The 14,863-nt window shown below is 28.3% G+C and carries 14 protein-coding genes and 1 riboswitch; of the genes, 13 read left to right on the top strand and 1 reads right to left on the bottom strand.

What is annotated here, in order from left to right; genetic code table 11:
* Nucleotides 1-18 precede the first annotated feature (18 nt).
* Nucleotides 19-207, top strand: a riboswitch (cobalamin riboswitch).
* Nucleotides 208-399: 192 nt separating this feature from the next.
* From J2Z53_RS03225 to citG, 12 genes are all read left to right on the top strand, one after another.
* Nucleotides 400-1,143 (top strand): energy-coupling factor ABC transporter permease, encoded by a 744-nt coding sequence (locus J2Z53_RS03225; RefSeq protein WP_209795779.1) that lies wholly within the window; start codon nt 400-402, stop codon nt 1,141-1,143.
* Entirely contained in the window at nt 1,143-1,460 is a 318-nt protein-coding gene (locus J2Z53_RS03220) for an energy-coupling factor ABC transporter substrate-binding protein (protein ID WP_209795778.1), read from the top strand. Before J2Z53_RS03225 ends, J2Z53_RS03220 begins: the two co-directional genes overlap by 1 nt.
* The gene (gene cbiQ, locus J2Z53_RS03215) at nt 1,460-2,233 is read left to right on the top strand and encodes a cobalt ECF transporter T component CbiQ (RefSeq protein WP_209795777.1); all 774 of its coding nucleotides are present in this window, start codon (nt 1,460-1,462) and stop codon (nt 2,231-2,233) included. Before J2Z53_RS03220 ends, cbiQ begins: the two co-directional genes overlap by 1 nt.
* A gap of 19 nt (nt 2,234-2,252) precedes the next feature.
* Nucleotides 2,253-3,110 carry an ATP-binding cassette domain-containing protein gene (locus J2Z53_RS03210; protein ID WP_209795776.1) on the top strand — a complete coding sequence of 286 codons (858 nt, stop codon included), beginning with the start codon at nt 2,253-2,255 and terminating at the stop codon, nt 3,108-3,110.
* Nucleotides 3,111-3,257: 147 nt separating this feature from the next.
* On the top strand, nt 3,258-3,890 hold the full coding sequence (locus J2Z53_RS03205; protein WP_209795775.1) for a pentapeptide repeat-containing protein: 633 nt from the start codon (nt 3,258-3,260) through the stop codon (nt 3,888-3,890).
* A 288-nt stretch (nt 3,891-4,178) separates the two neighbouring features.
* Complete coding sequence (locus J2Z53_RS03200) at nt 4,179-5,339, top strand: NAD(P)-dependent malic enzyme (protein WP_209795774.1); 1,161 nt, start codon at nt 4,179-4,181, stop codon at nt 5,337-5,339.
* An 18-nt stretch (nt 5,340-5,357) separates the two neighbouring features.
* Nucleotides 5,358-6,392, top strand: coding sequence for a [citrate (pro-3S)-lyase] ligase (gene citC / locus J2Z53_RS03195; RefSeq protein WP_209795773.1), 1,035 nt, complete (start codon nt 5,358-5,360; stop codon nt 6,390-6,392).
* Between the two features lie 44 nt (nt 6,393-6,436).
* Entirely contained in the window at nt 6,437-6,730 is a 294-nt protein-coding gene (gene citD / locus J2Z53_RS03190; protein WP_209795772.1) for a citrate lyase acyl carrier protein, read from the top strand.
* Nucleotides 6,730-7,635, top strand: coding sequence for a citrate (pro-3S)-lyase subunit beta (gene citE, locus J2Z53_RS03185; RefSeq protein ID WP_209795771.1), 906 nt, complete (start codon nt 6,730-6,732; stop codon nt 7,633-7,635). Before citD ends, citE begins: the two co-directional genes overlap by 1 nt.
* Nucleotides 7,628-9,166 (top strand): citrate lyase subunit alpha, encoded by a 1,539-nt coding sequence (gene citF / locus J2Z53_RS03180; RefSeq protein ID WP_209795770.1) that lies wholly within the window; start codon nt 7,628-7,630, stop codon nt 9,164-9,166. Before citE ends, citF begins: the two co-directional genes overlap by 8 nt.
* A 15-nt stretch (nt 9,167-9,181) precedes the next feature.
* A complete protein-coding gene (citX, locus tag J2Z53_RS03175; RefSeq protein WP_209795769.1) occupies nt 9,182-9,706 on the top strand; it encodes a citrate lyase holo-[acyl-carrier protein] synthase in 525 nt (174 codons plus the stop codon).
* Nucleotides 9,707-9,729: 23 nt separating this feature from the next.
* Complete coding sequence (gene citG, locus J2Z53_RS03170) at nt 9,730-10,611, top strand: triphosphoribosyl-dephospho-CoA synthase CitG (protein WP_209795768.1); 882 nt, start codon at nt 9,730-9,732, stop codon at nt 10,609-10,611.
* Between the two features lie 58 nt (nt 10,612-10,669).
* On the opposite strand, the gene J2Z53_RS03165 is transcribed toward citG, so the two are convergent.
* Complete coding sequence (locus J2Z53_RS03165) at nt 10,670-11,434, bottom strand: sugar-binding transcriptional regulator (protein WP_234925754.1); 765 nt, start codon at nt 11,432-11,434, stop codon at nt 10,670-10,672.
* A 676-nt stretch (nt 11,435-12,110) separates the two neighbouring features.
* On the opposite strand from J2Z53_RS03165, the gene ygjK reads away from it, so the two are divergent.
* Nucleotides 12,111-14,813, top strand: a complete 2,703-nt coding sequence (gene ygjK / locus J2Z53_RS03160; protein ID WP_209795767.1) for an alpha-glucosidase — start codon at nt 12,111-12,113, stop codon at nt 14,811-14,813.
* The last annotated feature ends 50 nt before the right edge of the window (nt 14,814-14,863 follow it).

The following is a 14,863-nucleotide window of genomic DNA, read 5'->3' as shown; positions in this document are numbered from 1 at the left end:
TACAATGTACTCTGTAAAATGAAATATTAAAAAATAGGTTTAGTTATATATTATATACTGATTAAAAGGGAAGTAGGTGAAAATCCTACGCGGTCCCGCCGCTGTAAAAGAGGAGTTTTTGCAATATGCCACTGAAATTTTATTTTGGGAAGGCTGTAAAAATTATGATACTTAAGCCAGAAGACCTGCCTATTTTTATACATCAAAGCTCTACGGAAGATAGGGAGGTGTTTTTATGGATGAGTTAAACTATTTTGATTCATAGAGCCTCTTGACGTTTAGTCAAGGGGTGTTTTTTATTGTTATGGAATTATAATGAGTTAAATTTATGAAAAATCTTATCAATATAGTAAAACTCATAATCCACGGAGTTAAATTTATATTAAGGGGCGAATTATTATGTCAAAAAGAATACAACTTTTTATAGGTATTTTATTAATGTTATTATTTATACCAACTAAAGCTTCAGCTATGCATATTATGGAAGGATTTCTTCAGCCAAGATGGTGTATAGAATGGGGAGCATTTACTATTCCATTTGTTATTTTTGGAATATTTTCAATTAAAAAAACAATTCAAAAAAATCCAAGACTTAAAATATTATTAGCTATGGCAGGAGCTTTTGCTTTTGTTCTTTCAGCTTTAAAACTTCCATCAGTAACAGGAAGTTGTTCACATCCAACTGGTGTAGGTCTTGGAGCAATACTTTTTGGACCAACAGCTATGACTGTTTTAGGACTTATAGTTCTTTTATTCCAAGCTATACTTTTAGCTCATGGAGGTCTTACAACTCTTGGAGCAAATACATTTTCAATGGCAGTAGTAGGACCATTTGTTTCTTATGGGATTTATAAATTAGTTAAAAAATTAAATGGACCAAGATGGCTTGGAATTTTCCTTGCAGCAGCACTTGGAGATCTTGCAACTTATATTACAACTTCAATACAATTAGGTATAGCATTCCCAGCAGAAACTGGAGGAGCTATGGCTTCAATTATGAAGTTTATGGGAATATTTGCAGTAACTCAAATACCTTTAGCAATTAGTGAAGGAATTTTAACTGTAGTTATATTTAATGCAATTGCAGCTTATGATAAAGAAGATTTAATGGATCTTAATATATTATCAAGGGAGGGAAAATAATGGCTGATAATAAAAAGAATAATAAAAGTATGGTTAAAACAAATATTATATTAATATTAATTGTAGTAGCCCTTGCAATTGTTCCTTTCTTTGTAGCAGGAGGATCAGAGTTTGGTGGATCTGATGATGCAGCAGAGCAACAAATAACAAAGATAGATAAAGATTATGAGCCATGGTTTTCACCTGTATTTGAACCAGCTAGTGGAGAAATTGAAAGTTTACTATTTGCTCTTCAAGCAGCAATTGGTGCAGGGGTAATAGGTTTTGGACTTGGATATTTTAAAGGACGTAAAAATAAAAGTAGCGAGGAAAACTAATGCTTAACATTGACAAGTATGCTTATGCTTCAAAACTTAAAAAGATAGATCCTATGGGAAAGTTTTTATTTTCAATAATTACTTTAGGAGTGTGCCTTTGGGCAAATAACTTAATAATTTCTATTGCTGTACTTTTTATTATGGGGTATTCTACTATTAAAATTGGAGGAACACCAATAAAGGTTTTTTTAAAACTTATGTTGATTCCTATGGCTTTTTTGATAATAGGAGTACTTACTATAACTATTAATTATTCAGACAGTAGAAATATATTTTTGTTTTCACTTCCTATAATGAATGGATTCATAGGAGTATCAATGGTTGGAATGTATAAGGCGGTAGAATTATTTTTTAAGGTTTTAGGATCTGTTTCATGTTTATATTTTTTATCTTTAAATACACCTATGGTAGATATTTTGGCTGTTCTTTCAAGATTTAAAGTTCCAAAGCTTATGATTGAAATGATGGGGCTTGTATATAGATTTATATTTATACTTTTAGATACAGCAGATACTATGTTTGTAGCTCAAAATTCAAGACTTGGATATAGGGATTTAAAAAGAGGCTATAAGTCTTTAGGATATCTTGCATCAACACTTTTTATTCGGTCCTTTAAAAGGGCAAATGATCTTTATACTTCATTAGAATCAAGAGGATATGATGGAGAATTAAATGTTCTTTTAGAACCATATAAAAAATGTACAAAAATATATATAATAACTATAATTATTAATATAGTTTTTATAATAGCTAAAGTCCTATTAATTAAATAGGAAGCAGGAGGATAAATTAATGAAGGATAATATAATAAAACTAGAGGATATACATTATAAATATCCTGATGGAACTCATGCATTAAATGGGATTAATATGGAAATAAAAAAAGGGGAAATAACTGCAATTCTTGGTGGTAATGGAGCTGGAAAGTCAACTTTATTTCAACATTTAAATGGAATTGTGAAACCTTCATCTGGAAAAATCTTATTTAATGGTAGTCCTTTAGATTATTCAAGAAAGGGACTTATAAAACTTAGAGAATCTGTTGGGATTGTATTTCAAGATCCAGATAGTCAATTATTCTCTGCAAGTGTATATCAAGATGTTTCCTTTGGTGCAGTAAATATGAAATTGTCTGAAGAAGAAATAAGAAAGAGAGTAGATAAGGCCATTGAAAGAACTGGAATTAGTCATTTAAAAGATAAACCTACTCACTGTTTAAGCTTTGGACAAAAGAAAAGGGTATCTATTGCAGGAATTTTAGTTATGGAACCTGAGGTACTTATATTAGACGAACCAACAGCAGGACTTGATCCAATTGGTGTAAGTGAAATAATGAAATTATTAATGGAAACTCAAAAGGAACTTGGAATATCAATTATTATTTCAACTCATGATATAGATATAGTTCCTCTTTATTGTGATAAAGTTTTTGTTATGGATAAAGGAAAGGTTGTTTTAGAGGGTACTCCAAAAGAAGTCTTTAATGAAAAGAAAGCTATTAGAAGTGTAAATCTTAGATTACCAAGAGTTATGCATCTTATGGAAATATTAAAGGATAGAGATGGCTTTTCATTTAAAGAAATACCAGTAACTATTGGAGAGGCAAGAAAAGCTCTTAAAAAATGGAGAGATGAATTTAAAAATAAATAATTCTACAAATATTAATATGTAAGTATTAATGAATTGTCAAAGTTAAAATGTGATATAATAAAATTAACATAACCCACAATAAACTATAATTAATTGGAAGTTTTGTGGGTTATTTTTTTATGAATAAAATTAAGGGGATGAAAAGGTATGGCTAGAAATTCAAGAGAAGAAGGCTTTCATTATAATAATACAGAGAAAAAAGATAAAAACTTTATGTATTCAAATTTAAAAAGAAGCAATTGTTATAACTGTAATTTTGCAGGTTCTAATTTTGATTATGTAAGTTTTAGAGGAGCTCATTTTAAAAATTGTAGTTTTTTAAACTGTAGTTTTAAAGGAGCAGAATTTGTTGGTGCAAATCTTAAAGGAAGTAAATTTAAAGAAGCACATTTTGAAGATACAATATTTGAAGGTGTAAAATTAGATGGAGTTAACTTTAAAGATGCAAAGTTTAAAAATACTATATTTGTAGGATGCGATTTAAAGTCTACAAAAAACTTAAATGTTAATGATACGGAAATAAGAGTATTTGAAAAAATGCCTGAAATAGAAATTAGTGAAGAGTTAAGAGAAGCTACTTTAAATGTAATGAAAAACGAATATGTAAAGAAGGCAAGAATATTCGATACAAAAGAAGGCAAACTTAATTTAATAACATTAATGATTCTATTAGAAAATTTTGATGAAAAAGATTTAATAGATGGATTAAATAATATTCAAAGTGAATTAGATAAAGATTTTCATACATTAAGTTACATAATTAAGTATTTAAAAAAATAAAAAATAATATATTAACAAAGGGAATAGATAAATATATCTGTTCCTTTTTTTATTTAAATGTTTTCACAAACAACAAATGTTACAAAATACAAACAAATGTTAAAAATGAATATAATAAAATAAGATAAAAAGTAAAAAGATAAATAAATATCTCAACAAATGTTATATAAATTAACAAATGTATTGACTACCTTTTTCTAATTTGATATTATATAAACAAGAGGTAGCTACTTAGGTGGCAAGTAATAAAATAGGAGGAAATAAACCTTAAGGTTTAATGAGCGTTTTATGAATGTAAAAGAAGAATCTTTAATAATGCACAAGAAAATGCATGGAGCTATAAAAGTAGAAGGAACAATGCCAGTTTCAAATAAAGAAGAGTTATCAGTAGCATATACTCCAGGGGTTGCAGAACCTTGTAGAGCAATAGCAGAAGATAAGGAAAAAGCTTATGATTACACAATAAAAGGCAAAAGTGTAGCTGTTATAACAAATGGTACAGCAGTTTTAGGACTTGGAAATATAGGACCTGAAGCAGGAATGCCAGTAGTTGAAGGAAAAGCTTTACTTCACAAAGCATTTGCTAATATAGATGCTTATCCAATAGCTTTGGATCTTACAGACCAAGAAGAGATTGTTAAAACAATAAAAGCAATATCACCTGGATTTGGTGGTATACATCTTGAAGATATAAAAGCACCAGAATGTTTTTATATAGAAGATAAATTAAAAGAAGAATTAGATATACCTGTTTATCATGATGATCAACATGGTACTGCTATTGCAGTTCTTGCAGGTATTTATAATTCTTTAGAACTATTAAATAAAGAATTAAAAGATCTTAAAATTGTAATTAATGGTGCAGGTGCATCAGGAATAGCAATTGCAAAATTATTACTTGCAGCAGGTGCAGAAGATATTGTACTTTGTGATATAAATGGAGCTTTAGTTGAAGGCGATGAAAGTCTTAATGTAGCACAAAAGGAAATTGCAAAAGTAACAAATAGAAAGTTAGAAAAGGGAAATCTTGAAGATATTATTAAAGAAAAAGATTTATTTATAGGAGTTTCTGTTGGTGGAATAGTAACAACTGAAATGATAAAAACTATGAATAAAGATTGTATGGTATTTGCTTTAGCAAATCCAGTTCCAGAAATAATGCCAGAAGATGCTAAAAAAGGTGGAGCTAGAATAATAGCTACTGGTAGAGGAGATTTTCCAAATCAAATAAATAATCTATTAGTATTCCCTGGAATATTTAGAGGGGCATTAGATTCAAGAATAAAGGATATAACTGATGAAATGAAAATAGAAGCTGCTAAAGGAATTGCTAATTTAATTCCAAGAAATGAAGTTAGTGAAGAAAAAGTAGTTCCTAGTGTATTTAATAAAGAAGTTGTTGATGTTGTTGCATCATCAGTTATGAAGATAGCAAATAAAAATAAATAATAAAGAAGGAGTACAGTTTTGGAATATTTAGATTTTGAAAAAGTTATTATTGAAGACAATGATAGTGTTCAATTAAAAAAAATAAAAAAGTTTTTAGAAGATCAAGAATTAAAGTTAGATTCTAATTTAGATTATACAATAGTCTTTTATGATGATGAAGACGAAGTAGTTGCAACAGGTTCTTTTAAAAAGAATATTCTAAAATGTATTGCTGTAAATAATAAATATAAAGGAAGCGGAGTTTCTAGTAAGATAGTTTCAGAGCTCATAAATGAAGAGTTTAGGAGAGGATATTCTCATTTATTTGTTTATACAAAGCCTAAAAATATAGATATATTTAAAGGGTTAGGTTTTTATGAAATAGAAACAGTAGAGAATAAAGTTACCTTACTAGAAAATCTGCCTAATGGAATAAATAAGTATTGTGAAAAGCTAAAAAAAGAAACTCCTAACATAAATGGGGATAAAATAGCTTCAATAGTTGTTAATTGCAACCCATTTACATTAGGACATAGATATCTTATAGAAAAAGCATCAAAAGAAAATGATTTAGTTCATGTTTTTGTAGTTTGGGAAGATGAATCTATGTTTTCTCCAGAAGTTAGATATAAGTTAGTAAAGGAAGGACTAAAGGATTTAGATAATATAGTTTTACACAAAGCTGAAGACTACATCATATCAGATGCAACTTTTCCATCATATTTTTTAAAGAAGAAAGATAATGTAGTAAAAATACATGCTAATTTGGATATAAAAATATTTCTAAATTATATAGTGAAAGCTTTAAATATAAAAAGAAGATATGTTGGAGAGGAACCTTTAGATTTCGTAACTAATGAATATAATCTAGCTATGAAAGAGATACTAGATAAAAATGGAATACAAGTTATAGAAGTGCCAAGATTGGAAAATAATAATGAAATAATAAGTGCTTCAAAAGTTAGAAAATTATTTGAAAATAGAGAGTTTTCTAAACTTAAAGGCTTTGTTCCTGAAAGTACATATGATTTTTTAGTATCAAAAGAAGGGGAAAAGTTAATAAAAAATAAGTAAATAATATTTAATTATAAATATTAACATAAGAGGAGGATAAGTTAATGGAAATTAAGAAAATAGCTATGGCTGGAACTTTAGAATCTAGTGATATTTCTATAGTAATTGAACCAAATGAAAATGGAATAAATTTAGAACTAACTAGTACAGTTGAAAAGCAATTTGGAAAACAAATAAAGAAGGTAATAATTGAAACACTAGAAGAACTTGGAGTTAAAAATGCAAATGTTAGAGCAAATGATAAGGGTGCTTTAGATTGCATTATAAAAGCTAGAGTAGAAGCTGCTGCATTTAGAGGAGCAGAAGTTACAAAAGTTAATTGGGGAGGTATGAAATAATGTACAAGCTTAGAAGAACTATGATGTTTGTTCCAGGTAGCAATCCTGGTATGGTTAAAGATGCTCACATTTATGGATCAGATTCTATAATGTTTGACTTAGAAGATTCAGTATCATTAATGGAAAAAGATGCTGCAAGATTAATAGTTTTTAATGCTTTAAAAAGTATAGATTATGAAGGAACAGAAACTGTTGTTAGAATAAATGCTTTAGATAGCGAATTTGGACTAGAAGATTTAGAGGCTATAGTTAGAGCACAACCAGATGTAATTAGACTTCCAAAAACAGAAAAAGCAGAAGATGTAATTGAAGTTGAAAGAGAAATTGCAAGAATAGAAAAAGAAGCTGGAATACCAGTTGGAAAAACTAAGATGATGGCTGCTATAGAAAGTGCTTTAGGAGTTCTAAACGCTTATTCAATAGCTAAATCTAGTGATAGATTAATGGGAATTGCATTAGGAGCAGAAGATTTTGTAACTAATATGAAGACAACAAGATCACCAGAAGGTGTAGAACTTTTAGCTGCTAGAAGTCAAATTTTATTAGCTACAAGAGCTGCTGGAATTTGTGCATTTGATACTGTATTCTCAGATGTAAATAATGAAGAAGGATTTATTAAAGAAGTAGAGTTAATAAAACAATTAGGATTTGATGGAAAATCAGTAATAAATCCAAGACAAATAGCTCCAGTAAATAAAATATATACTCCTTCTGAAAAGGAAATTAAAAAATCAATCAGAATTATAAATGCAAGTGAAGAAGCTAAGAAGAGAGGATCAGGTGTTGTATCATTAAACGGAAAAATGGTAGATAAGCCTATTATAGAAAGAGCACAAAGAGCATTAATGTTAGCAGAAGCTGCTGGTGTGGATTTAGAAAAATTCGGAGGTGAAGAAAATGCTTAATAAGTTAGGAAGAGAAATACCTGAAAAGATAGCAGGAATAAAAGAAGTAAAACCATTTGAAGGAGCATTTGCTATAAAGCCAACAGGAAGAAAGGTTGGAAGTGAAGTTACAGGTGCACCAAAAGGAAATAGTAAAATAGTAGATAGCATAAAAGAAGCAATAATTAAAAGTGGATTAAAAGATGGAATGACAATATCTTTTCACCATCATTTCAGAGAAGGAGACTATGTATTAAACATGGTTATGGACGTAATTGCTGAAATGGGAATAAAGGACTTAACAATAGCATCAAGTTCTTTAAATAAAGTTCATGAACCACTTATAAAGCATATTAAAAATGGTGTAGTAACACAATTAATAACTAGTGGATTAAGAGGAAAATTAGCAGATGAAATTTCTCATGGATTAATGGAAAAACCAGTAATAATACGTTCACACGGTGGAAGAGCTCGTGCAATAGAAATGGGAGATATTAAAATTGATGTAGCATTTTTAGGAGCACCAAGTTGCGATCAATATGGTAATGCTAATGGATATGATGGTAAATCATTCTGTGGTTCATTAGGTTATGGAATAATTGATAGTAAGTATGCAGATAGAGTTGTACTAATTACAGATAACTTAGTACCATATCCAAATACTCCAGCAAGCATATCACAAACAGATGTTGATTATGTAGTTGTTGTTGATTCAATTGGTGATCCTAAGGGTATAGTTTCAGGAGCTACAAGATATACTAAAGATCCAAGAGAACTTTTAATAGCAAATTATGCAGCACAAGTTATGGAAGCTTCAGGATATTTAAAACCAGGTTTTTCAATGCAATGTGGTACAGGTGGAGCATCTCTTGCAGTTGCTAGATTCTTAAAGGAAAAAATGATTAAAGATAATATTGTAGCAAGTTTTGGTCTTGGTGGAATAACTGGACAATTTGTAGAACTTTTTGAAGAAGGATTAATAAACAAATTATTTGATGTTCAATGTTTCGATTTAAAGGCTGCAAAATCAATAGGAGAAAATAAAGGACATTGTGAAATAGATGCATCTCTTTATGCAAATCCATTTAACAAAGGATGTATTGCAAATCTTTTAGACTTTGTTGTACTTAGTGCACTAGAAGTTGATACAGACTTCAATGTTAATGTAATAACTGGTTCAGATGGTGTTATAAGAGGAGCATCAGGTGGACACTGTGATACAGCAGCAGGTGCTAAATTAGCAATGATTGTTTGTCCATTGATGAGAGGAAGAATACCAACTGTTGTTAAGAAAGTAAATACAGTTATAACTCCAGGAGAAACTATAGATGTTGTAGTTACTGATAGAGGAGTTGCTGTAAACCCAGCTAGAAAAGATTTAATAGAAAAATTATCAAAGACAAAACTTCCACTATTTACAATAGAAGAATTACAAGAAAAAGCAGAAAAAATTACTGGAACACCAGAACCAATAGAATATACAGATAAAGTTGTTGGTGTTGTAGAATATAGAGATGGTAGTATAATAGACGTAATAAGACAAGTAAAATAGAAATGGTGTGATTTTATGACCCATGATGAGGTTACTCTATTACAAGAAATACTTAAAGGAAAAGAAAAAAGAGTTGAAATTCAACGAAAACTTATTGAAAAATATAATACAACTTTAATATCATTTACTTTAAATATACCAGGTTTTTATAAAATTAAAGACGAATATAAAATAGCCCATAATGCAGGTGTTAGTGCTTTAAAAGAAGAAATTAAAAAACGGAATTTGGAAATCATTCATTTAGAAGAAAATGTTACACCTGCTGGTTTTGAAACATTTATTTGTGTTGATGCTCCAATGGAAATAGTTAAAAAAATGACTATTTCCATTGAGGAAAACCATAAATTAGGAAGGTTATTTGATTTAGATGTCTTTGATAATAAATATAGACAAGTAAGTAGAACGGAATTTAATGTAAGCAAAAGAAAATGCTTAATTTGCGATGAGAATGCAAATGTTTGTAGAAGAGAAGGAAATCATTCACTTCAAGAAATATTAAATAAAATAGATTCATTAATAAGAGAATATAAAGAGTTTTAAAATAGCTAAAATAGGAGATTACTATGGATAAAAATTTAAAATATAATATAAATGAAATTTCTCTAGATATAGGTTCCCTAGCAGTTCAGGCAATGCTTTATGAAGTATCCTGTTTCCCATCACCTGGACTGGTCTCTCCTGTATCTAATGGTGCCCACAAAGATATGAATTTCTATACTTTTATTGATAGTACATCATCTATTTTAAAATATTTGATACTTTTCACTCAAAAAGGATATCAAGATAAGTCTTCCAAAGAAATATTTAATGAAATAAGAAAAGTTGGTATAGAAGCTGAAAAAGATATGTTTTTAAAAACCAATGGTGTGAATACCCATAAAGGAATGATATTTTTAATAGGAATATGTTGCGGAGCTGTTGGAAAAGCCATATATGACAACAAAAGTTCTTCATCAATACAAACAATTATTAAAGAGATGTGTGAAGGACTTACAGAAAATGATTTTGTTAATTTAAGATATAAAGAAAATCTGTCAAATGGTGAAAAATTATATTTAAAATACAATATTAAAGGTGTTAGAGGAGAAGCTGAAAGAGGTATTCCTTTAGTTTTTAATTATGCTTTAGATTTATATGAAAATACATCTTTTCTAAAGAAAAATGACAGGCTTGTACACACTTTAATTGGTATAATGCAATTTTGCGAAGATTCAACTATAATAAATAGACATTCCTTAGATGTATTAAATTATGTTAAAGATATTTCTAAAGACATAATGGAATTGGGAGGAATGAAAACAGAATTAGGAAAAAATAAAATAAAAGATTTGTGCAGAATTTTTATTGAAAAAAATATAAGTCCTGGAGGAAGTGCAGATCTTTTAGGAGTAACTGTTTTTATGAGTTTAGTTACAAATTATATGAAAACAATAAATAATTGTTAGAAAATATATATAAGCAAAAAAGTAAGAGAAACTTAAAAGTTTCTCTTACTTTTTTTACTTATGATTCTTTATCCATTGCTAAAACTTTAGTAGCTGTATCTTCATCAGTTATTAATACATTTATAAATTTACCTCTTAAAGCTCCTAATATAGCTTTTGCCTTAAATTTGCTAGAGGTTATACCGATTCTATATTCTACATGTAATAAAGTATTTAAATCTATACCTACAACTTTGTTATTTATGTTATTATCTATAAGATTACCATTTATGTCAAAAACGTAACCATAGACACATCCTACTGCGTTTTTAACTTTTAAGTCATGTATTAAATAATTAGACCATAAACTTGAAGCAAAAACTGCATCTGTGGTACCTATTCCTGTAAGAACTATATTTGCTTTATTAGCTAAAAATAAAGTATCATTTATTACAGGTTCTTGAAGAAGTGATTTTCTTGCATAATCGTTATCAATATATAAAGGAGCATATAAATATTTATATTTTCCATTGTATGCTTTAGCAACCATTCTTATTAAGTCTGGAGTATCAACTAAAGGGTCATCCTTTGCAGCTGCACCAACTACTGGAACAACAGTTATTGGTGGTTTACTTTTAGGATTAAGTTGTTTTATAACGCTAGAAATAGTTTTTCCCCATGTCATACCTAAGATAGTATTTTCTTTGATAATTCCTTGTAAATATTCAGCTCCAGTTTTTCCTATGGAATGAAGTGTTTCATCTATTGGAAGAGAACTAGTATTTAAGACTATAGCATTTTTTAAGTTGAATTTTTCTTTTAGTGATTTTTCTATTTCAAACATTCTCTCTCTTGGATAATTTATTGATATTTCAACAACATGATTATTACGAGCTTCTTGTAGGTATTTTTATATTTTAAAACGTGTAATTGAAAGTTTCGCAGCTATTTCACTTTGTGTCATGCCTAAGTCATAATACATTGTTGATAGCTCAGCTAAAAAAGTTAGCTTTTCGGTTTCATTCATTTTTTCGTAGTCACCAATCATAATAAATCCTTTCAAATTATAAAGTTATCTAAATTTTATTATAATATTATTTATATAATTCTTCAAGATTTATAAGGAAAGAAATCTTTTAACAAATGTTTTGAAAAATAACTAATGTTTAGTAGCGTTAAATAGTTAATGGCATAAAGAATAAATGTTCAATTAATATATCGCATAAATTTTATGAATTTAAAATATTGATGAATAAAATGTTAAAAATAATATTATCTTTTGTTAAAAATTTAAACAAATGTTGACTAAAAAATTTCAAGTTGATATTATATTTATGTAATAGACCTCTAGATATAGATAGTTTAATTAAAATAAATCATCTTTTATAAACAATTACATAAAATAAAAACTTCTAAACGAGGACTATTTAGAAGTTTTTATTTTTAATTTTTTGAAAACGTTTTTAAAGTTGGAATTAATTTACTATATTAATAAATTATAATTAAAAGGAGGATTTTAGATGTTTTTAAACAAAAGAAAAAAGTTATTTATTGCATCACTTGGAATATCATCAATGATGATAGTAAATTTGACAGGAGTAAATGCTTTTGCAAAGGAAAAAAGAAATGAAGTAACGGATTACAAAAATGTATTAAATATAAACGGAGAGCCAAGTAGTAGTCTGTATGGAGAGAATTCTAACAATAAATATAATAATTTTTCAGATAAGGGAGCTTGGCATGGATATTATTTACCTAAAGAAGGGGATAAAAATTATTATGGAGATTTTTTAGGACCAGTAATAATAGGAGAGGAATATCCAGTTAATTTATCAGATTCTTTAAGTAAAATAGTAATAACAAATGCAGACAATGGAAAAGTATATGATTTAGGTAAAGATAGTAAAGCTTCTTTTATATATTATCCAGGAAGTTTAGTTCAAAAATATGATTTAAAGGATTTTACTTTAAACTTAAAATTAATATTTCCAACAAATAGAACAGCATTAATACAAACATCAATAACAAATAAAAGTAATAAAAATTTAAACCTTAAGATAAAGTGGAAAGGACATATTTTTAATGAGTTTAAAGAAGATGGATATACAGTACCACTTAATCAAAAGGTTATTAAAACAAAAAAAGGAGTAGAATTTACATTTAGTGATATACAGTATGTTTGGAACTTCTTTTCAAGTAAAGAAACTAAATTCACAATTAATTATAAAGGTGATACTGAAACTAAAATAGATGGAAATAATTATGTAACTGAATTAAATAAAGAAGTTAAGATAGCACCAAAAGAAGATTTTAAAACTTATACTACAGAAAGTTATACTTTTACCAATAAAGAATTAAGTAGTGAAAATGAAAAGATAGATAATTTATTATCTAATGGAGATACATATTTTAAGGAAAATAATAATCGTTGGCAAAGTTATTTAGATAAAACTTTTAAAGGAACTAAAGAAACAAATTCTAAATATAATAATGTAGCAGTTAAAGCTATGGAAACTTTAACAACTAATTGGAGAAGTCCAGCAGGTGCTATTAAGCATGATGGAATTGTACCATCAATGTCTTATAAATGGTTTTTAGGATTATGGGCTTGGGACTCATGGAAGCATGCAGTTGCTACAGCTAATTTTGATGGAAATTTAGCAGAAAACAATATAAGAGCTATGTTTGATTATCAAATTAAACCAAATGATAAAGTAAGACCACAAGATGCTGGTGCAGTAATAGATGCAATATTTTATAATAAGGATTCAGAAAGAGGAGGAATAGGTGGAAACTGGAATGAGAGAAACTCAAAACCACCACTATCTGCTTGGGCAGTATGGAATGTGTATAAAGAAACTGGAGATAAAAGTTTCTTAGAAGAGATGTATCCTAAACTAGTAGCTTACCATGAATGGTGGTATAAAAATAGAGACCATGATAAAAATGGTATAGCTGAATATGGAGCAATGGTACATGATGCCCATGATTTACATGATAAAAATGGTAAAGTTATATTAGATAAGGATGGAAATCCTGAAATTGATCCTAATGCAATAATTGAAGCAGCTGCATGGGAAAGTGGAATGGATAATGCAACAAGATTTGATGTTAAAGGAATGGGAAAAGATGATGTAGGAGTTAAAGTATTCCAAAACAAAAATAAAAAAGGAAAGGTTATTGGATATTCTATAAATCAAGAATCAGTAGACTTAAATGCTTATCTTTATGCTGAAAAAGGATTTTTAAAATCAATGGCAGAAGTTCTAGGAAAAACAGAGGATGCTAAAAAGTTTGAGAAGCAGGCTGAATATGTAAAGAAATATGTTGATGATAAAATGTTTGATAAGAAAACTGGATTTTTCTATGATCTTCAAATTAATAATGATGGAAAAGAGAAAAAATTATTAGTTAATAGAGGAAAAGGAACTGAAGGTTGGATACCACTATGGGCTAAAATGGCAACTAAAGAACAAGCTTCAGCAGTAGAAAAGAATATTATGAGCCCAAACAAGTTTAATACTTATATGCCATTTCCAACAGCATCAAAGGATAATCCTAAATATGCTCCTACTCAATATTGGAGAGGACCAGTATGGCTTGATCAAGCTTTATTTGGAGTAGAAGCACTTCAAAACTATGGCTATAATAAAGATGCAACAACTATGGCAGAAAAATTATTTGATAAGGCAGAAGGCCTAACATCAGATGGACCTATAAGAGAAAATTATGATCCTGAAAATGGTGCTGGATTAAACTCTAAAAACTTTAGTTGGTCATCAGCTGTATATTATTTATTGTATAAAAACTTACTTGCAGCAGAAAAACCACATACAACATCTCAAACTGCCTTTGCAATAGAAGAAAATAAGCAGCCTTCTAATAAGGATGACAATAAAGAAAATAAAATAAATGCAGATAATAATAAAGCAAATGATACTAAAAATAGTAGTAAAGAAAAAAATACTGGAAAAAGTGGTAGTGAGAATAATTCAAAATTAGATAATAGAACAAATAGTAATAATAAATCTAAAACAAATTCAAGCACTAAAGTAAATAATAAAATTACAAAAACAGATGAAAAAGATAATATCAATAATTCAAAAAATAATATTCCTAAAACAGGTTATGAAATAGGACTATTAGCTACTATAATAGCAGCCATATCAATTATAGCAGGAGTATTTATTTTAAAGAGAAATAATAGAAAAACTGAAAATTAAATAAAAAGAAAAAGAGATGAATTTTATTAATTCATCTCTTTTTCTTTAAT

The sequence above is a fragment of the Clostridium moniliforme genome, assembly GCF_017873235.1.
In the GTDB taxonomy this organism is placed as follows: domain Bacteria; phylum Bacillota; class Clostridia; order Clostridiales; family Clostridiaceae; genus Clostridium; species Clostridium moniliforme.
The sequence above is the reverse complement of the archived record's forward strand: the minus strand, read 5'-3'. Positions and strand labels throughout refer to the sequence as shown.